Origin of the sequence: Pseudomonas helleri (assembly GCF_009600315.1) — a bacterium.
In the GTDB taxonomy this organism is placed as follows: domain Bacteria; phylum Pseudomonadota; class Gammaproteobacteria; order Pseudomonadales; family Pseudomonadaceae; genus Aquipseudomonas; species Aquipseudomonas helleri_A.
Window position 1 is genome coordinate 149,735 of the sequence record NZ_WIWC01000002.1, and the last position, 19,565, is coordinate 169,299.

Annotated in this window: 17 protein-coding genes; 9 read left to right on the forward strand and 8 right to left on the reverse strand. The window is 57.5% G+C overall.

Going from position 1 to position 19,565, the window contains the following annotated elements; translation table 11 throughout:
• Positions 1-113: 113 nt before the first annotated feature.
• From GHN86_RS01990 to GHN86_RS02005, 4 genes are read right to left on the reverse strand one after another with little or no spacing between them, the layout of a single operon-like run.
• Entirely contained in the window at positions 114-1,493 is a 1,380-nt protein-coding gene (locus GHN86_RS01990) for a heavy metal sensor histidine kinase (RefSeq protein WP_323369323.1), read from the reverse strand.
• Entirely contained in the window at positions 1,486-2,160 is a 675-nt protein-coding gene (locus GHN86_RS01995; RefSeq protein WP_153379019.1) for a heavy metal response regulator transcription factor, read from the reverse strand. Before GHN86_RS01995 ends, GHN86_RS01990 begins: the two co-directional genes overlap by 8 nt.
• A gap of 8 nt (positions 2,161-2,168) precedes the next feature.
• On the reverse strand, positions 2,169-5,264 hold the full coding sequence (locus GHN86_RS02000) for a multidrug efflux RND transporter permease subunit (RefSeq protein ID WP_153379018.1): 3,096 nt from the start codon (positions 5,262-5,264) through the stop codon (positions 2,169-2,171).
• Complete coding sequence (locus GHN86_RS02005; protein WP_153379017.1) at positions 5,261-6,424, reverse strand: efflux RND transporter periplasmic adaptor subunit; 1,164 nt, start codon at positions 6,422-6,424, stop codon at positions 5,261-5,263. Before GHN86_RS02005 ends, GHN86_RS02000 begins: the two co-directional genes overlap by 4 nt.
• Before the next feature lie 196 nt (positions 6,425-6,620).
• On the opposite strand from GHN86_RS02005, the gene GHN86_RS02010 reads away from it, so the two are divergent.
• Both GHN86_RS02010 and GHN86_RS02015 read left to right on the forward strand, forming a co-directional pair.
• The gene (locus tag GHN86_RS02010; RefSeq protein WP_153379016.1) at positions 6,621-6,956 is read left to right on the forward strand and encodes a hypothetical protein; all 336 of its coding nucleotides are present in this window, start codon (positions 6,621-6,623) and stop codon (positions 6,954-6,956) included.
• Positions 6,957-7,037: 81 nt separating this feature from the next.
• Positions 7,038-7,277 carry a hypothetical protein gene (locus tag GHN86_RS02015; RefSeq protein ID WP_153379015.1) on the forward strand — a complete coding sequence of 80 codons (240 nt, stop codon included), beginning with the start codon at positions 7,038-7,040 and terminating at the stop codon, positions 7,275-7,277.
• 16 nt (positions 7,278-7,293) lie between these two features.
• Here GHN86_RS02015 and GHN86_RS02020 read toward each other — a convergent pair whose 3' ends face one another.
• From GHN86_RS02020 to norR, 3 genes are all read right to left on the reverse strand, one after another.
• Positions 7,294-7,770, reverse strand: a complete 477-nt coding sequence (locus GHN86_RS02020) for a GNAT family N-acetyltransferase (RefSeq protein ID WP_153379014.1) — start codon at positions 7,768-7,770, stop codon at positions 7,294-7,296.
• Between the two features lie 5 nt (positions 7,771-7,775).
• Positions 7,776-8,675 (reverse strand): chemotaxis protein CheV, encoded by a 900-nt coding sequence (locus GHN86_RS02025; protein ID WP_153379013.1) that lies wholly within the window; start codon positions 8,673-8,675, stop codon positions 7,776-7,778.
• A gap of 141 nt (positions 8,676-8,816) precedes the next feature.
• Positions 8,817-10,361: a nitric oxide reductase transcriptional regulator NorR gene (norR, locus tag GHN86_RS02030; protein WP_153379012.1), complete on the reverse strand. Its 1,545-nt coding sequence runs from the start codon at positions 10,359-10,361 to the stop codon at positions 8,817-8,819.
• A gap of 149 nt (positions 10,362-10,510) precedes the next feature.
• Between norR and hmpA the strand changes: the two genes are divergently transcribed.
• The 7 genes from hmpA to cyoE all read left to right on the forward strand — a co-directional run bounded on the left by hmpA (position 10,511) and on the right by cyoE (position 18,102).
• Positions 10,511-11,683 carry an NO-inducible flavohemoprotein gene (gene hmpA / locus GHN86_RS02035; RefSeq protein ID WP_153379011.1) on the forward strand — a complete coding sequence of 391 codons (1,173 nt, stop codon included), beginning with the start codon at positions 10,511-10,513 and terminating at the stop codon, positions 11,681-11,683.
• Positions 11,684-11,981: 298 nt separating this feature from the next.
• Positions 11,982-12,491, forward strand: a complete 510-nt coding sequence (locus GHN86_RS02040) for a disulfide bond formation protein B (RefSeq protein ID WP_153379010.1) — start codon at positions 11,982-11,984, stop codon at positions 12,489-12,491.
• Positions 12,492-13,280: 789 nt separating this feature from the next.
• Positions 13,281-14,219, forward strand: a complete 939-nt coding sequence (gene cyoA / locus GHN86_RS02050; protein ID WP_153379008.1) for a ubiquinol oxidase subunit II — start codon at positions 13,281-13,283, stop codon at positions 14,217-14,219.
• A 3-nt stretch (positions 14,220-14,222) separates the two neighbouring features.
• Positions 14,223-16,247 carry a cytochrome o ubiquinol oxidase subunit I gene (cyoB, locus tag GHN86_RS02055; protein WP_153379007.1) on the forward strand — a complete coding sequence of 675 codons (2,025 nt, stop codon included), beginning with the start codon at positions 14,223-14,225 and terminating at the stop codon, positions 16,245-16,247.
• A gap of 3 nt (positions 16,248-16,250) precedes the next feature.
• The gene (locus GHN86_RS02060) at positions 16,251-16,877 is read left to right on the forward strand and encodes a cytochrome o ubiquinol oxidase subunit III (RefSeq protein ID WP_122784870.1); all 627 of its coding nucleotides are present in this window, start codon (positions 16,251-16,253) and stop codon (positions 16,875-16,877) included.
• The gene (gene cyoD / locus GHN86_RS02065) at positions 16,877-17,203 is read left to right on the forward strand and encodes a cytochrome o ubiquinol oxidase subunit IV (protein WP_153379006.1); all 327 of its coding nucleotides are present in this window, start codon (positions 16,877-16,879) and stop codon (positions 17,201-17,203) included. The genes GHN86_RS02060 and cyoD overlap by 1 nt, the downstream gene beginning before the upstream one ends.
• 11 nt (positions 17,204-17,214) lie before the next feature.
• The gene (gene cyoE / locus GHN86_RS02070) at positions 17,215-18,102 is read left to right on the forward strand and encodes a heme o synthase (RefSeq protein ID WP_153386031.1); all 888 of its coding nucleotides are present in this window, start codon (positions 17,215-17,217) and stop codon (positions 18,100-18,102) included.
• A gap of 81 nt (positions 18,103-18,183) precedes the next feature.
• On the opposite strand, the gene GHN86_RS02075 is transcribed toward cyoE, so the two are convergent.
• Positions 18,184-19,533, reverse strand: coding sequence for a spinster family MFS transporter (locus tag GHN86_RS02075; RefSeq protein ID WP_228384902.1), 1,350 nt, complete (start codon positions 19,531-19,533; stop codon positions 18,184-18,186).
• Positions 19,534-19,565 lie beyond the last annotated feature (32 nt).

The following is a 19,565-nucleotide window of genomic DNA, read 5'->3' on the forward strand; positions in this document are numbered from 1 at the left end:
AAGTATTACCGATTGTTCGGTGCTGGAGATGAAGTGACGGTGGGAACACGATTAAAGGCTGTGCAGTCGCTGACGAGTCACGGCTCAGCAATGACTGCTGTTTTCAGCGAGGGTTACACCGGCAAATACAGGCCAAAAGTATTTCTCCCCTTGCTGCTGGTGACAAAGACTTCTCCACCGTGCATCAGCGTGATGGCTTTGACGATGGCCAATCCCAGTCCGTGATTGGCGCCGCTGTTATGCCGCGAGGCATCGACGCGATAAAAGCGTTCAAACAAACGGGGTAAATGCTCCTCGGCAATAGGCTCGCCGGGGTTGCTGATGGTGATGCCCACACGCTCCGCACTTTGGGTGATCACAACCTCGATGGAGTGTCCGGCTTCGGTGTGCTGCACGGCGTTGTTGAGCAGGTTAATCAGGGCTCGGCGCAGGTGGGCTTTTTCAATATTGACCTCGGCATCGCCACTGACATGAACCTCTATCTGAGCGTCTTCCATGATGAACTCCAGATAATCCAGTGTGGTTGCCACCTCATCTGCCAAGGACACGCGGCTCAGTTTACTGGCCTTGCTGCCTTGATCCGCACTGGCTAAAAACAGCATGTCGTTAATGATGCTGCGCAGCCGCTCCAGTTCTTCAAGGTTGGATTGCAGCACCTCGAAGTAATGTTCTGCCGAGCGCCCGCGGGTCAGTGCAACTTGGGTCTGACCAATCAGGTTGGTCAACGGCGAGCGCAGTTCGTGGGCCACGTCGGCGTTGAACGACTCCAGTCGGGTATAGGCTTGTTCAACCCGCTCAAGGGTTGAATTGAACGCGTTGACGAATTGGTCCAGCTCCGGCGGCAAAGCGTCCAGGTGCAAGCGCCCGGACAAGCGTGGCGGGGTGAGTTTTTGCGCTTCTTCGGACAGTCTGATCAAAGGTTTGAGACCCATTTTGGCCACCCAATAACCCAGCAGTGATGCCAGCAGCACCCCGATAATCGCCAGGCTGATGAGCGCCACCAGCAAGTGGTGCTGGGTTTGGCGAAAGGTCTCGGTGTCGATGGCTATCAAAAAGCGCAGTTTCGGGCGTTGCTCCCTGGCGGGCATCTGGCTGACCAGCACCTTGAACGGATAAGCCTCGCCGGGCAGTTGCACATCGCGTACGCCTGTCGGGCCTTGGGCAAATGCCCGCAGCGCTGCATCCGGGTGGCCATATTCGTAAGCGGGGTCGTCACTGATGACCCAAAAGTGAATGCGTTTGTCTTCCTCGCTGAGCAGCTTGAGCTTGCTGCTCATCTTGGCCCAATGCTCCGGGTTGCCAAATCGGTTGATCGACGACTCCAGCACGCTGTAACGCGCGTCCAGCTCGGCTTCGGGGAGCAAGCCGATACTTTTGTCGACTTGCTGGTACAGCGCTCCGCCTATCAGCACGAATACCAACAAGGCCACCAGCGTGAACAGAGCGCTCAGGCGCAGGGCGATGGCGTTCAAGCGATTGGAGCGCCTAGTCACTGCGCCGCTCCAGCACGTAACCCATGCCGCGGATGGTGTGCAGCAATTTGTGCTCGAAGGGGCCATCGAGTTTGGCGCGCAAGCGTTTGATCGCCACTTCGACCACATTGGCATCGCTGTCAAAATTGATGTCCCAGACCATTTCGGCGATGGCCGTTTTAGACAGGATTTCACCCTGGCGCCGCGCCAGCACGCTGAGCAGTGAAAATTCCTTGGCGGTCAGGTCCAACCGACTACCGGAGCGGGTCGCCTTGCGGCTGATCAAGTCGATCCACAAGTCATCGACGGTGACTTGCACTGGTTCATGACCGCCGCTGCGCCGGGTCAGGGCTTGCAGGCGGGCGACCAGCTCCAGAAATGAAAAGGGCTTGCCCAGGTAATCATCAGCCCCCTCGCGCAGGCCGCGAATACGGTCTTCAACCCGCTCGCGGGCGGTCAGCATGATCACCGGGGTTTGCTTGCGCGCGCGCAGGGCACGCAACACGCCAAAGCCATCCAGCCCCGGCAGCATCACATCGAGCACGATCACCGCGTAATCGCTCTCTAACGCCAGGTGCAAGCCTTCGATGCCATCGCGGGCCACATCCACCGTATAGCCTTGTTCGGTCAGGCCGCGGTGCAGGTAGTCGGCGGTTTTCTCTTCGTCTTCAATAATCAGAACGCGCATAACCCGCCTCAGTGATTCGTCGCCAGCACGCTGACGGCTTTGGAACGATGGAACAATCGCTCAAGCCACAAGTATATGACTGGCGTAGTAAACAGCGTCAGCGCCTGGCTTACCAGCAACCCGCCGACAACGGCAATGCCCAATGGCTGACGCAACTCTGCGCCGGTGCCATAACCGAGCATCAACGGCAGTGCGCCGAGCAAGGCGGCGAGGGTGGTCATGATGATGGGCCGAAAACGTGTCAGGCAAGCTTCGTAGATAGCCTGTTCGGGGGTTAAACCGCGAGTGCGCTGAGCATCGAGGGCGAAGTCGACCATCAAAATGCCGTTTTTCTTGACGATACCAATCAGCAGCACCAACCCGATCAGCGCCATGATCGAGAAGTCTTGCCCGCACAGCCAAAGCATCAGTAGCGCGCCTAGCCCTGCCGAGGGCAGGGTCGAGATGATGGTCAGCGGATGAACAAGACTTTCGTACAGCACACCGAGAATGATGTACACCGCCACCAGCGCCGCCAGAATCAGCCACGGCTGGCTGGCCAGCGAGCTTTGGAAGGCTTGTGCCGCGCCCTGAAAGTTGCCGCTGATGGTGGCCGGCATGCCGATCTCGTTCTTCGCCTGATTGAGCATCACCACCGCGTCGCCCAGTGCCACGCCGGGAGCAAGGTTAAAGGACAGGTTGGCGGCCGGGAACATCCCGTCATGGCTGATCGACAACGGCCCGCTGACCGGCGCATCGACTTTGGCCACGGCGGACAACGGCACCATCTCGCCATTGAGCGGCGAGCGCAGATAGAAGTAGTTAAGGCTTTCGGCCTTGCCGCGTTGCTGTGCATCGACCTCCAGAATCACGTTGTACTGGTTGATCTCGGTCTGGAACTCATTGACCTGACGCTGGCCGAACGCGTCATACAGCGCCTCGTCCACATCGGTGGCCGTAAGCCCGAAGCGGGCGGCGGCGTTTCGGTCAATGCTGAGATGGGTGATGCTGCCGCCCAGTTGCAGATCGTTGGACAAGTCGCGGAAGGCCGGGTTGGCCCGCAGTTTTTCGGTCAAACGTTGAGTCCAGGTCGTGAGCGTCGGCCCATCGTTGCTTTTAAGCACGTATTGATACTGACTGCGGCTTGGCCCTGAGCTGAGGTTGATGTCTTGCCCGGCGCGCAGGTACAGCACGATGCCCGGCACCTTGGCCAGTTGCGGGCGGATACGGTCGATAAATTCGCTGGCAGACACGTCGCGGTCGCCGCGATCCTTGAGGGCGATCCAGAAACGCCCGTTGGCGATGGTCTGGTTGCTGCCCGTCACCCCCACAGAGTGGGAAAACGCCTGCACGGCGGGGTCATTGCTGACGATGTCGGCCAGCGCCAAATGCTTTTGTTTCATGTCGGTAAATGAAATATCGGACGCCGCCTCGGTGGTGCCGAGCACGAAGCCGGTGTCTTGCACCGGAAAGAAGCCCTTGGGGATCAGCACATAACCCGCGATGGCCATCGCCAAGGTGACAGCGAAGATCCCCAGCATCAGCCGCTGGTGCGCCAGTGCCCGTTGCAACGCTCTGTCGTAAAGCCCCAGCAAACGCTCACCAAAACCGGGTTTGGCATCGGCGTGGTGGTGCGGCGCTCGCATAAATAGCGCCGCCAGCGTGGGCGCCAGGGTCAGCGACACCAGCACCGAAATCAAAATGGTCGAGGTGGCGGTCAGGGCGAACTCCTTGAACAGACGGCCCACCACGCCACCCATGAACAGCAGCGGGATAAAGGCTGCCACCAGCGAAAAGCTGATCGAAATCACGGTGAAGCCTATTTCGCTGGAGCCTTTGATGGCCGCATCGCGCATGCTCTCGCCCGCTTCGAGGTGGCGGTGAATGTTCTCCACCACCACGATGGCATCGTCGACCACAAAGCCCACGGCCACCACAATGGCCACCAGCGTCAGGTTATTCAGGCTGAAGCCCAGCACATACATCAGGGCAAAGCTGGCAATCAGTGACACACCGAGCACGGCGGATACGATCAGGGTGGCTGACCATTGGCGCAAGAACAGGGCCATCACGGCGATCACCAACAGAACGGCAATCAACAAGGTGATTTCCACCTCGTGCAAGGACGCACGAATGGTTTTGGTGCGATCGCTCAGCACGGTGACTTCAACCGATGCCGGGAGCATCGCTTGCAAGCCGGGCAGGGCGGCCTGAATACGGTCGACCGTCTCGACGATATTGGCGCCGGGCTGGCGCGAAATCACTAGATTAAGCCCCGGCTGGTGGCCGGACCAGGCTTGCACGTAATCATTTTCGGAGCCGTTGACCACCCGCGCCACGTCCCGCAGTTGGACCGGAGCGCCGTCTTTGTACGAGATCACCAACTGGTTGTACTCGTCGGCGTTGAACAATTGATCGTTGGTCGACAGGGTCGAAATGCTCGACGGCCCGTACAGCGCGCCTTTGGCCAGATTGAGGCTGGTCTGTTGAATGGCCAGCCGTATATCGGCCAGTGTCAGGCCAATGGCGGCCAGTTTGTCCGCAGACGCTTGTACCCGGATCGCCGGGCGTTGTTGGCCCGTAATGTTGATCAGGCCCACGCCGTCGATCTGGCTGATCTGCCGGGCCAGCAAGGTTTCGACGTAATCGCTCAGCTCGGTGCCGGGCATCTGTATTGAGCTGATACTCAGAATCAGCACCGGGCTGTCTGCCGGGTTGACCTTGCGCCAGGTCGGAAGCGTCGGCATGTCTTTAGGTAATTTGCCCGATGCAGTATTGATGGCCGCCTGCACTTCCTGCGCGGCGGTATCGATGCTTTTGTCGAGGGTGAATTGCAGGGTCAGGGTGGTCGAACCCAGCGCGCTGCTGGAGGTCATTTGGGTCATGCCGGGGATGGCGCTGAACTGCACTTCCAGTGGGGTGGCCACCGACGACGCCATTGTGTCAGGGCTGGCGCCGGGTAATTGCGCCGAGACTTGAATGGTCGGAAATTCTGCCTCGGGCAAGGGCGCGATGGGCAACCGAGGGAAGGCAATCAGCCCCAGTAACACCAGCGCAAAGGTCAGGAGCACCGTGGCTATCGGGTGATCAACACACCAGGCGGAGAGCGAGCGGCTGCGGCTCATGGCTGCACCGGCGGATTGCGGGGTGGCTCGGTTAACGCCGGTTCGCTCAACACAGTGATGTGTGAGCCGGGCTTAAGCCGTGACTGGCCATCGCTGACCAGGGTGTCGCCTACCTTGACCCCGCTGATCACGCTCCGCGCCGTGTCCTGATAGACCACCTGCACGGGCACGGTTTCAACCTTGTCACCCACCGTGCGGTACACAAAGTAATTATCCAGCCCGCGCTGCACCACCTGCGGCGGCACCACCAGCGCGTTCTTCTCAAGCCCGGTCTGGATCTCGATATTGACCAACTGGCCTGGCCACAATGTGTGGCTGGGGTTATCGAATTGAGCTTTGACTTTGATCGTGCCGGTGGTTGCAGAGACCTGATTGTCGATCAGACTCAAGCGGCCTTGGCCCAGCGGCGTGCCACCGGGGCCGGCGTTACCGAGAAAGGCTTTGACCAAGGCTGGCTGCGGGGCGTCGAGCAGCGTGTGCAAGGTCGGCAGCCACTGTTGCGGTAATGAGAACTCCACGGCAATCGGGTCGAGTTGGGTGACGGAAAACAGCCCCTGCGTGTCACTGACCCGCAGAAAGTTGCCGGGGTCGACGCTACGAATCCCGACGCGGCCCGTAACCGGCGAGTGAATTTGCGTGTACGACAACTGAACCTGAGCGGCAGCAATCGCCGCTTGAAAGCCCTGCGCCGTGGCTTTGAGTTCATTGACCAAGGCTTGTTGCTGATCGAGGGTTTGCCTGGATACGCCGTTGTCGACACTCAGCAGTTGATAGCGCTTGAGGTCAATATTGGCGACTTTCAATTGAGCCTGATTTTGCGCCAGTTGGGCGTTGGCCTGATTGAGGCTGGCCTTGATTGAGCGGTCATCGAGTGTGGCCAGCAGTTCGCCAGCCTTGACCGTCTGACCTTCCTTGACCAGCAGTTGGGTGAGAATGCCGTCGATCTGCGGGCGAATCATCACACTGTGCAAAGACAATACGGCGCCGATCCCCGTGACATAACGCGGTACATCCTGCGAAACCACCTGCACCACCCTGACCGGTACGGGCGCAGCGCTGGCCGACTTGACGGGTGTCGGGCGCGTTGCCCACCACAGGGTGCCAGCGATAAGGGCAACGACTAACGTGCCCAGCAACATTTTATTGGTTTTAGTGGGCATGCCGGTTAGACGCCGTGTGCGTGAGAGTGTTCATCCAAGGTTTATAGCGCGTGAACCCGGTCAATACAGTGACGGCTAACTGACATTACCGACAGCTAAATCAAAAAAATGTAAACGCTGGTGAGGATCTGTCATGGGAGGCCGATAGCCTCATTAACAAGAGGAGCGCTCCAGCGTTCCCGCACGGAGATGCATCATGAAGAATGTAGCGTTCGGGCTGTCGGCATACGTGGTGTTGGGGCTGATCAATGAGGTGAGTGCCCAGCCAGCCGTAGAGGGGGGAACCCTCTATTTTCGCGGCTCAATCGTCGAGCGCATGTGCGAGTTGGGTACGGGCGCTTCGGTCACGTATGGCGCGGCAACCCAGCATCTCAACGTCACGCCCTCTGTCGTACTGACCGTGAACCGCGCCACCCGATTATGTCGCTTCGCAGACCTACCGTTTGTCGCGACGTATCAGGTGCTCGAACCCGCAGGCGCCCGTACAGCGTCATCAAAGGAAAAGGGCGTAGTAACTATTTCCTACTTGTGACTGCGCGGCGGAGGAATCAGGCAGGTATACTGCGCGGCTGTTCGCCAATTGGCCTGATTATTCCCGTATCCCGGAGCTTTCATGACTACTCCTGCACCAACAACCGCTCCTGATGCTGTGGACACGGTTGACAGTGAAACCAGCCTCAATGCTGTAGAAAAGCCGGTAATCCCGGCCTTCAAATTTCCGTTCAAGCCCGCTGAGTTTGCTAAAGCCAAATCTCAGGGCAAAGCCTATTACCAGAAAAGCGGTCTTGGCGGCCACGACACAACGCCGGGCGCACCGCCACATGGCACGCGTAAAACCATGGGTAAACGCTGATCCGCTGAACGTTGGGTCAGCGCACCTGTTCGCGTTGCACCAGGGTCATGCCGTGCTTTTGATAGAGGCGCAAGGCCGTGTGATTGTGTTCCATGACCTTGAGGTCCACCCAGGCTTCGCGACGCTGCTTAAATACAGCGAACACATGGCTTAACAACGCGCCGCCCAAGCCACGGCGCTGGTGGTCGGGATGCACGACTAAATCCTTGAGAAAGGCGCTGGTCCAGGCTTGTGCAAAGGCGATGACCTGGCCTTTGTACAAGAGTGCAAAACACAACTGCGGATCATATTCGGCGTCATGCACCAGAGCATGTTGCCAGTGCTGAAGGGATTCGACGCGGCCGTTGCCACCGCGATACGCCTGCTCAAGCAGGGCGTGGGCCTGAGGCAGCCATTGTGGGTCAAGGGTTGCCAGCGTTACGTCATCAGGCCAGCGAACGGCTAATAAGGGTTCGCGCAGGTCTTTGCGTAACAACAGGCAGTTGGCGTGCATGGCGTTTAATAGCCTTGTTGCGCCACGGTGCGCGCAGCCTGAATCAGGCATTGCGTCAACTCTGGCGAGGAAAACTTGGTCAGCACCGCATTGGCCCCGGCCGTGTGGGCTTTCTGGGTATTCATTGTGCTGTTCAGGGAGGTATGCAGCAGCACATACAAGTGAGCAAAGTCGGGGGTGTCGCGCACCGTACGGGTGAACGCGTAGCCGTCCATTTCAGACATTTCGATGTCCGAGACCACCACGTTGATCTGCTGCGGCGTGCCTTGCAACTCCAGCAGGCGGTCTATGGCTTCCTTGGCACTGCGGGCGGTGTGGCAATGCACACCCAGATTGCGCAAGGTGATGACGGATTGTTGCAGGGCCACCTGACTGTCATCCACCACCAGAATTCGCGCGTTGGCCAGCAGCTTGGCGTCTTCACGGCTGAGCATTTCAGGTGAGGTGTCAACCCGGGTGGGGGCGATGCCGTGGATGACTTTTTCGATGTCCAGTATTTGCACCAGCGCGCCGTCTACCTGGGTCACGCCGGTGATGTACGAGCGTTTGCCGGAGCCATAGGGTGGCGGGCGAATATCTGTTGTCAGGCAGTGCACGATCTTGCTGACGGCTTGTACGTGAAGCCCCTGTTTGGAGCGGCTGACATCGGTCACGATCAGGCAGCCGCCATCCGGATCGAGCAACGGTTGTTCACCGATGGCGCGGCTCAGGTCGATCACTGAAAGGGACAAGCCGCGCAGTACCGCGATGCCTTTCACATGGGGATGAGACTCGGGCATTTTGGTCAGTGGCGGACAAGGAATGATTTCACTGACTTTGAGCAGATTGATTGCCATCAGCTTGCCGCTGCGCAGGGTAAAGAGCAGAAGCGAAAGTGAGTCTGCGCTGGCGTTGTTTGAGGACATAAAAACCTTCGAAAGGCCAAGGGTGGCGTGGGATACAGGGTTATCGACCTGATTGGGGTGGGCTTTAGGGGGGCAGGGAGATTGTGTGGTCTTCAAGACCCTAACCCTCCCAGAGGGAGAGGGTTGGGGTGAGGGCGGTTTTTACTTCAAGCCCAACCGTTTCGCCAGCCGCCCCAGATTTGCCCGGTCCATGCCCAGCTCACGCGCAGCCCTCGCCCAGTTATGCTGATGGCGCTCAAGGCAAGCGCTGATCAGTTGGCGCTGAAAGTTGTCCGTGGCGTGACGTAGATCACCCGCGATCTGCACAGGCATTTCAACCTCAACCACGTCGGCCCCTTCAGTGTTAACGGGCAAATCCAGATCCGCCGCCGTCAACGTCAAAATACGTGGCCGTGTGGTGCAGCGGCCCAAGGCTTTCAATGCGCTGCGCGCTATCAGGTGTTCCAGTTCTCGTACATTCCCAGGCCAGTCATAGTGCAGCAGCGCGGCTTGCGCATCAGCGCTTAACCGCAAGCTGCCAAGACCCAGGCGCGAACGGTTTTGCTCCAGAAAGAAGCCGCTTAACAACAGCACATCTCGCCCGCGCTCACGCAGCGCCGGAACCCGGAGCGGGTAGACGCTCAAGCGATGATAAAAGTCCGCACGGTAGCGTCCGCTGCGCACTTCTTCGGCCAAATCCCGGTTGGTTGCGGCGATTAAACGCACGTCGACCCGATGCTCCTGATCTGAACCCAAGCGCTGCAACTGGCCGCTTTGCAGCACGCGCAGCAGTTTCGCCTGTACCGCCAGAGACAATTCGCCCACTTCATCCAGAAACAAAGTGCTGCCATTGGCCAGTTCGAATTTGCCGCGGCGGTCCTGGGTGGCCCCCGTAAAAGCGCCTCGCACATGGCCGAACAGCTCGCTTTCTACCAACGTGTCGGGCAGGGCGGCGCAATTGAGGCTGATCATAGGTTTATCCGCGCGGGGCGAGGCCGCATGAATGGCTTGCGCCACCAGCTCTTTACCAACGCCGGTTTCGCCTGTGATCAGTACCGTCAACTCACTGCTGCCTACCAGGGCTATTTCTTCAAGCAGGCGCTTGTGCGGGAGGCTCTGGCCGATCAGTTCTTTGTCAGGTGAGTCGTGGGCCTGACGGTACGATTCGGCCCTTTGCTGTTCATCCTCGACCCGCAGCGCCAGATGCTCAATGCGCTGAACCACCTTGACCGTAGCCGCTGCGAGGCTGGCAAAGGCTTGCAGGTCATCCAGCTCGATGGGTTCAAAGCGCTTAGAGTCCAGCGCGTCCAGCGTCAACAACCCCCACGGCTGTTCATCAACAAACAGCGGGCAACCCATGCAGTCGTGAACTTCCAGATGCTCACCCAAACCCTCCACCAGTCCATCGTAGGGATCAGGCAGTTCGCAATTGCTGGGGAAGCGAGTCGGGCCGGGGCTGCTGAGCAGAAACTCAAAGCGCGGGTGTTCGCTGACTTTAAACCGCCGGCCCAGTGTGTCGAGACTTAAACCATCCACGGCCAAGGGCACCAACCACTCACCGTCCAGCCGCAACAGGGCCGCCGCATCGCACGGAAACAAGGTGCGCAGTGCGTGCAGCAAGCGGCGGTAACGCTCACTTTCAGGGAGATCGCGGGACAGATCTGCGACCAGTGGCAAGAGTGTTGTGAGCATCAATTTTGCAGTCATTTTGACCTCGTGTAGTCGATATGACTCTAGTTTAAGTCGTGTCAAAATGACAATAATATATATAAGCTATTGATTTATAAGGGTTTAAATGTTGGCACGAATAGTGATTGGTAGTGGTCAATGGTTCAACATTATCAGGAGTCACTCTTATGCTTTCTGCTCAAGATCGTGCCATCGTCAAGTCCACTGTACCGCTGCTGGAAAGCGGTGGTGAAGCGCTGACCACTCATTTTTACCGAATGATGCTCGCCGAGCACCCTGAAGTGCGTCCGTTGTTCAATCCGGCTAACCAGGCCAGCGGGGCTCAACCTCGAGCGCTGGCTAACGGCGTATTGATGTATGCCCGTCATATCGACCAACTCGACCAGTTGGGTGATTTGGTGGCACGTATCATCAACAAGCACGTTGCCCTGCAAATTCTTCCTGAGCATTACCCCATCGTTGGCAGCTGCCTGCTGAGAGCCATTGAAGAGGTGCTGGGCAGTGACATTGCCACACCTGAGGTGCTTGCTGCCTGGGGTGCTGCCTACAATCAGCTGGCTGAAATTCTGATCGGCGCCGAAGCGGCGCTATACGAAGAAAAGGCTAACGCACCGGGTGGCTGGCGTGGCGGGCGTGAGTTCAAGCTGGTGGCCAAGGTTGAAGAAAGTGCCGAAGTGACCTCGTTCTACTTCCGTCCGGTGGATGAACAGGCCATTTTGGAATTCACTCCCGGTCAGTACATCGGCCTCAAACTGAATATTGATGGCGAAGAAGTGCGCCGTAACTATTCGTTGTCGGCCACAGCTCAGCTGGGCCGTTATCGCATCAGCGTCAAGCGTGTTGACGGTGGGGTTGTGTCCAACTACCTGCATGAGCGTATGCAAGTGGGCGATACCCTTGAGCTGTTCCCGCCAGCAGGGGAGTTCACCCTGACTGATAGCGATAAGCCTTTGGTGTTGATCAGCGGTGGCGTGGGGATTACTCCGACATTGCCGATGCTTGAAGTCGCGCTCAAAACCGGGCGCCCCATTCATTTCATTCACTGCGCCCGCAATGCTCGTGTGCATGCGTTCCGCTCGTGGGTCGATGAATTGGCTGAGCAACACCCGCAGCTGCAGCGTTTCTACTGCTATGAAGAGCACGACGAAGGCGCAGACCATGTTGGCCTGCTGACTGAAGAGGTGCTGGCGCAGTGGTTGCCGGCTGATCGTGATGTGGATGTGTACTTCCTCGGCCCGCAAGGCTTTATGCGCGCGGTCAAACGCCACCTCAAGGCGTTGGGCGTGCCCGAGCAACAAAGCCGTTATGAGTTCTTCGGCCCCGCTGCGCTGCTGGATTGATCCTTACTGCGCTGTAATCGCTGACGAAGGCTGCGATCGAGTGCGAAGCGGTCGCAAAATGAGACACCTTGTGGTGTCAGGTTAGAGGCTGCTTTACCATCCATCGCAGCCTTCGTTCCTCGTCAGCGACTACGAGGGTTGGCAGCACCCCGTTTCGACGCGTGGGTGCTGCTTCAAGCCTTTAATGTTGCATTAATTACCTTGCGCCACGTTTATCCACACAGTTTTCACTCCTTCAGGCTGCAGGTCTGCGTGTAAACTGTGGGCTTTTCCAATACTCAGGCTTAAGGGATGCACGATGACACATGACATGATGCGTTTAGGCCCCGAGAAGCGCTTTCTGGCGTTGCTCGGGCTGATTTGCCTGGCGCTGATCGGTGGGGCCTTGTACATGCAAATCGTGCTCGGTGAGGCGCCATGCCCGTTGTGCATCCTGCAACGCTATGCGTTGTTGCTGATCGCGATCTTCGCCTTTATCGGCGCGGCGATGCCGACCCGGCGCAGTATCACGGTGTGTGAGGTGCTGGTGGTGCTCAGCGCCATCGGCGGCATTGTCGCTGCGGCCCGCCACGTTTATATCCTCTCCAACCCGGCGGTAAGCTGCGGGCTGGATGTGTTGCAGCCCATCGTAGATGGCTTGCCACTGGCGGCGATTTTCCCTTTGGGTTTTCAAGTCGATGGCTTTTGCTCAACGCCTTATCCTCCCGTATTGGGCTTGTCGCTGGCGCAATGGGCGTTGGTCGCGTTTGTATTGACTGCCGTACTGGTGCCGGTGGGTATTTACCGCAATCGCCGAAAAACCCACTAAGCCCTCGCAATTGCCCTGTGCTTATTCTTGAAGTACGGGGTTTTTTATGTCCGCTTCAAATGTCAACAGGATGTGATGAGGTGGGAAAAAAAGGCTCTGCTAAGCTGCGACATATTGTCACGCGCAGGCTGCCGCAAGGCGACTTTAGCGGGATGCAGTGCGTTATAAAACCGCCGATCGGGTTTTAAGGGATTCAAGCGTACTTCTGAGGGGCAAGGGTTGAAAAGCACGCAGGGCGACTCAATGAAAAATCGCTGTAAGCCTCTTTGCTTGGGCGTTTACGCGGGTTGACGATGGGTCGGTCGTGCGCTAAAAAGAGGCGTTTTTTGAAGGGTCAGTGGCGTGCTACAAGCTTTTTCGAGAGGGCTATAGGGCGTGTGGCGTAATAATCGTTAGGGATTGTTACCGTAGCCGAGATGAATTATTTCGGTATGAGACATGGTTTATGGAGGGCTACCTAACTACAATCGCACGCACTGAACGCCCAGCCTGCTCGTCCCTGAGCCCAAGCGGGTAGTTGACGGTCGTCTGGGCAGTTCGACAGGCGTCCCATGCGACTCCCAGGTACTGGCAACCCTTCTAAGTTCTGCACCAAATGGATTTGGTCTGTGACAAGGCCATTGACCACGTATCAAATAAGAAATCACTGCTAACCCGGAATTCGCCTATTCGCCTGATAGTGATAGAGCAGGGCTTTATTCAATTCCGGAAAAGAGCCAACGCTTGGCAGGGTGAAGCGCTGGCGAAAAAAACCAACTGCATTGTGCAAGCTGTTTTAGAGGTCGTGAGATGACTAAAAAAAGGTACCCCAGACTCCTTGGCTTATTGCCACTTTTCGGCACGTTGCTGCTGGGAGGTTGCAATTGGACATTGCTCAATCCAGTGGGGCAGGTCGGGATCGAAGAGCGGAATCTGATCATCACTGCAACATTGCTGATGCTCCTGGTTGTGGTCCCGGTCATCGCGATGACGTTTATCTTCGCGTGGAAATACCGTGCGTCGAACAAGGATGCTACCTACGCACCTAAATGGTCGCACTCCACCAAGATCGAAGTCGTGATCTGGACTGTTCCTATCCTGATCATCCTCGCCCTGGGCGTTTTGACCTACAAGTCGACACACGCTCTGGACCCATACCGTCCACTTGAGTCAGACGTCAAACCCTTGACCATCGAAGTGGTGGCAATGGATTGGAAGTGGCTGTTTATCTACCCGGAACAGGGTATCGCCACCGTCAACAAGATCGTGTTCCCGGCTAATACGCCGATCAATTTCCGTATCACCTCTGACACGGTCATGAACTCGTTCTTCATTCCAGGCCTGGGCGGGCAGATCTACGCCATGGCCGGCATGACGACCAAGTTGCACTTGATTGCCAACCACAACGCTGAAATGGATGGCATCTCTGCCAACTACAGCGGCGCGGGTTTCACCGGCATGAAATTCAAAGCGATTGCGACGTCTCAGGCCGATTTCGACGCCTGGGTCAATGAAGTCAAAGCGTCACCTAAACAGCTTGATCAAGCTGAATACGCCGCCTTGTCCAAACCAAGTCAAAACAACCCCGTTGCGCTTTATTCTTCGTACGCACCTAACCTGTTCCAGACCATCATCGACAAGTATGAAGGTATGACACCAGGCAAGCCGGTGAAGCACGAGAAGAAAGCAGTCGCCGGGACCGATGGGGTGGACGAGAGTTCGAATTCAGCTGCCGGGGCAGAGGAGTAAACGATGTTTGGTAAATTAAGTTGGGAAGCGGTCCCATTCCACGAGCCGATCGTAATGGTGACCATTGCCATGATCGCGCTGGGTGGTCTGGCACTGTTTGCAGCAATAACCTACTTCAAGAAGTGGACCTACTTGTGGACCGAATGGCTAACGTCAGTCGACCACAAGAAAATCGGCGTGATGTACATCATCGTCGCCATGATCATGCTGCTGCGCGGTTTTGCCGACGCCGTGATGATGCGTACCCAATTGGCCATGGCCACCGAGGGTTCACCTGGCTACTTGCCGCCTGAACACTATGACCAGATCTTCACCGCTCACGGTGTGATCATGATCATCTTCATGGCGATGCCATTCTTCACCGGCCTGATGAACCTTGCAGTGCCGTTGCAGATCGGCGCACGTGACGTGGCCTATCCGTTCCTTAACTCCCTGAGCTTCTGGCTGCTGGTGTCCGGCGTTGTGCTGGTTAACCTGTCGCTGGGCGTCGGCGAGTTCGCCAAGACCGGTTGGGTTGCTTATCCGCCGCTGTCGGGCTTGCAGTACAGCCCTGGCGTGGGGATGGACTACTACATTTGGGCCCTGCAGTTATCGGGGCTAGGTACGACATTAACCGGGGTTAACTTCCTGGCAACCGTACTGAAGATGCGTGCTCCAGGCATGAAACTGATGGACATGCCGATCTTCACCTGGACCTGCACCTGGGCAAACGTCCTGATCGTGGCTTCGTTCCCGATCCTGACCGCTACCCTGGCACTGCTGACACTTGACCGTTACATGGATTTCCACATTTTCACCAATGAACTTGGTGGCAATCCAATGATGTACGTCAACCTGTTCTGGGCGTGGGGTCACCCTGAGGTGTACATCCTCATTCTGCCGGCGTTCGGTATCTTCTCTGAAGTTATCTCCACGTTCACCGGCAAGCGTCTGTTCGGTCACCACTCGATGGTCTACGCCTCCGGCGCGATCTCGGTGCTGGGCTTCATGGTATGGCTGCACCACTTCTTCACCATGGGTTCGGGTGCAAGCGTCAACGCCTTCTTCGGTCTGGCGACGATGCTTATTTCGATCCCGACGGGGGTCAAGCTATTCAACTGGCTGTTCACCATCTACCAAGGTCGTCTGCGCTTCACCAGCCAGGTTCTGTGGACCCTGGGCTTCATGGTGACCTTCGCCATTGGTGGTATGACTGGCGTACTGCTGGCCATCCCGGGTGCTGACTTCGTACTGCACAACAGCCTGTTCGTAATTGCTCACTTCCATAACGTGATCATTGGCGGTGCGGTATTCGGTTACATCGCTGGCTTCAGCTTCTACTTCCCTAAAGCGTTCGGCTTCAAACTGAACGAGAAGTGGGGCAAGGCAGCGTTCTGGTTCTGGATTGTTGGCTTCTTCATCGCGTTCATGCCGCTCTATGCACTAGGCTTCATGGGTATGACTCGTCGTCTGAACGCCACTACCAACCCTGAGTGGGTGCCTTACCTGTACGTGGCTGCGTTCGGTGCGTTCCTGATTGCAATCGGTATCGCTTGCCAGCTGATCCAGCTGTACGTCAGCGTACGTGACCGCAACAAACCAGAGAACGCCTGCGAATTCGGCGATCCATGGAATGGTCACACCCTGGAATGGTCGACCTCGTCGCCACCACCGTTCTACAACTTCGCTGTAGTGCCACACGTCCACGGTATCGACGCGTTCACCGAAGCCAAGGAAGACGGTACGGCCTACAAGCGTCCGGCCAAGTACTCGCCGATCCACATGCCTAACAACACCGCGACGGGTGTGTACATGGGCGCACTGCTGACCGTGTTCGGTTTCGCGATGATCTGGCACATCTGGTGGCTGGCCATCGTGGGTCTGGTAGGTACTGTTGTTGTCTTCGTTGCTCACGCAGCCCGTGACGACCAGGGCTACATGGTGCCGGTCGAGACCATCGAGCGTATCGAGGCCGAGCAGCACAAGCGTTTGGTAGCCGCCAAAGCAATCCCGGCTACCGGTGTTGAATCCAAGTTGGAACAGGTTTAAACCATGTCGAACTTAGCGACCACTGCTGGAAACGCTCATGGCCACGACCATGAGCATCATGATGAACACCACGACGCCGGCGAGACGACCGTATTCGGTTTCTGGCTTTACCTGATGACCGACTGCATCTTGTTTGCGTCGATCTTCGCGGTATACGCGGTATTGGTGAACAACGTTGCAGGTGGCCCGTCGGGCCACGACATCTTCGAACTGCCGTACGTACTGGGTGAAACTGCCCTGTTGCTGTTCAGCTCGATCACCTACGGCTTCGCCATGCTGGCGTTGTTCAAGGGCAAGAAGCCGCAAGTGCTGTTCTGGCTGGCGATGACGTTCCTGCTGGGTGCTGGCTTTATCGCCATGGAAATCAACGAGTTCCACCTGTTGATCTCCGAAGGCTACGGCCCTAGCCGTTCAGGCTTCCTGTCCGGGTTCTTCACCCTGGTCGGTACTCACGGTCTGCACGTGACCAGCGGTCTGATCTGGATGGCGATCATGATGTACCAGGTGCAGAAAAACGGCCTGACGGCGACCAACAAGACCCGTCTGAGCTGCTTGAGCCTGTTCTGGCACTTCCTGGACGTAGTGTGGATCTGCGTATTCACCGTTGTTTACCTGATGGGGACTTTGTAATGGCTAACGCACATTCCGACGGCGCCAACCACGGCAGCGTGAAGTCCTACGCAATTGGCTTCATCCTGTCGGTTATCTTGACCGCCATTCCGTTCGGTCTGGTCATGTACCCGACCTTGCCGAAAATCACTACGCTGGCAGTTGTACTGCTGTGCGCCGTGGTGCAAGTGGTTGTTCACCTGGTGTACTTCCTGCACCTGGACCGCTCGCCGGCACAACGCAACAACGTCACCGCGCTGGTGTTTGCTGCGCTGGTAATTGTCCTGCTGGTGGGCTTGTCCCTGTGGATCATGTTTAGCATCCACGCTGAAATGATGGCGAAGTGAGGTAAGACCCGATGTCCTTCAAGCACTTTATCCAAATCACCAAACCGGGGATCATTTTCGGTAACGTGCTTTCTGTGGCAGGCGGGTTCTTCCTGGCCTCGAAGGGGCATTTCGATCTTGCCCTCTTCCTGGCCGCGGTAATCGGCACCTCCTTGGTGGTTGCGTCTGGATGCGTGTTTAACAACTGCATTGACCGCGACATCGACATCAAGATGGACCGCACCAAAAACCGCGTATTGGTACAAGGCCTGATCTCCCTCAAGGTGGCGTTGGTTTACGCCACCTTGCTCGGGGTCGCTGGTCTGGTGCTGTTGTATCGCGTGGCCAACCCGCTGGCGGCTTTGTTCGCAGCGATCGGCTTTGTGATCTACGTGTGTCTGTACAGCCTGTACTTCAAGCGCAAGTCGGTTCACGGCACGCTGATAGGCAGTCTGTCGGGTGCAATGCCTCCGGTCATCGGCTACGTCGCAGTGAGTAACCACTTCGACATGGCTGCCCTGACCCTGCTGGTGATGTTTAGCCTGTGGCAGATGCCGCATTCGTACGCCATCGCGATCTTCCGCTTCAACGATTACCTGGCCGCATCGATTCCGGTGTTGCCAGTGAAGCGCGGGATCAAGGTTGCCAAGAAGCACATCCTGCTTTACATCCTCGCGTTCCTGATCGCGACCTTGATGCTCACGCTGGGCGGTTACGCCGGTATGAGCTACATGGCCGTAGCAGCAGCGATGGGCATGTACTGGCTGTACATGGCGTGGACGGGCTACAAGGCCGTCGACGATAAGGTCTGGGCACGCAAACTGTTCGTGTTCTCGATCTTCACCATTACCGCGTTGAGCGTCATGATGTCACTGGACTTCAAAGTGCCGAGTGAGTTGCTACTGACTTACGCGCACTAATAAAGCCAGACAAAAAACCCCGCCTTTCGAAAGAAGGGCGGGGTTTTTTTATGGCTGGATGAAGCCTGATCTGCGTGTTTGCTAAACCGCTGCTTCTGCCTGGGCAAGCGGCAATACCGGCAACACCTTGGCCATCCCGCAGGCAATCCCATAAGGGCGCAATACACAGATCAACAACCCGCTGGCCAGTACATACCCTCCCGCACAAATCACCAATGACCAGCGCAATGCATCAACTCCCAACGCCGGGGTCAGGTGATCGCTGAGCACGCCCACGGCCAGTGGCCCGAAACCGGCACCGAGGGCCATGATCCCGAAGTTGTACAGCGCAATCATCGTCGCCCGTCGTTCAGGCGCTACCAATTGAGCAATGGCGGTATAACTGGGCGCCATCCACCACATGCCAAACACCGACATGCCAAACATGAACACGGTCGCTTGCGGCACTTGCAGCGCGCCCAGTGCCCACGGATGGCTGGCCGGGTATAGCGCAAAGGCCACTGACATGGGAAACGCAATCAGCGCGCCGACAATCGGCACGCCCAGTTGCCAGCGACTGTCACGTTGGGCCAGGTACGCACTCAACCAGCCGCTGGAGAGCGAACCAATAATGGCCCCCGGCCCTGCGGCCAGCCCCATGATGATCCCCGCGTCCTTGAGCGTCAGCCCATGGCTGCGCACCAAAAACGCGGTGCTCCAGATGCTGAACGCGTAACTGGCAAACGCCAGCAGCGCCCCGGCCACGGCAATGCCGACAAAGGTTTTCGACTGCCAGGCCACGCGCATCACTTGCATCACGCTTTCATGGGGGATGGCAATGCGCGACTGGCTGGCTTTTTCCCAGAGGCCGCGCAAGGGTTCTGACGCGGTGAAGCGCAGCAGCAGAGCGGCAGCGATACCGGGTATTGCCATCCAGATAAACGCTTCACGCCAGCCGTGGTAGTACGCGATGTACGCCCCCAGGCTCATGCCCAGCAACGCGCCGATGGGCGCGCCGAGCATGAATACGCTGATGGCTTTGGCTCGCTGATGCGGTGGATACAGGTCAGCGATCATCGACATGGACGCTGCGCCGCTTCCCGATTCGCCCACGGCGACGCCGATGCGCGCCAGCGCCAAGGTCCAGAAGCTGCTGGCAAAGCCGCAGAGCATGGCCATTACGCTCCAGAACGCGCAGCACCAGCCGATCAGGTTGCGCCGATGGCCACGGTCGGCAAAGCGCCCCAGCGGGATCGCAAACAGGCAGTAGACCAGCGCAAAGGCCAGCCCGGTGAGCAAGCCAATTTGAGTGTCGGAGACGTGAAACTCGGCCTTGATCGGTTCAATCACCACGCCCATGACCTGACGGTCGATCAGGCTGACCGCCGAAATCAGGAACAACACAAACAAGGTGTAATGACGGCGAAATCCGCAGATTTGAGTGTTCATCATTCAAGCCCATCCAGCAGTGTTGAGGGGTTAAG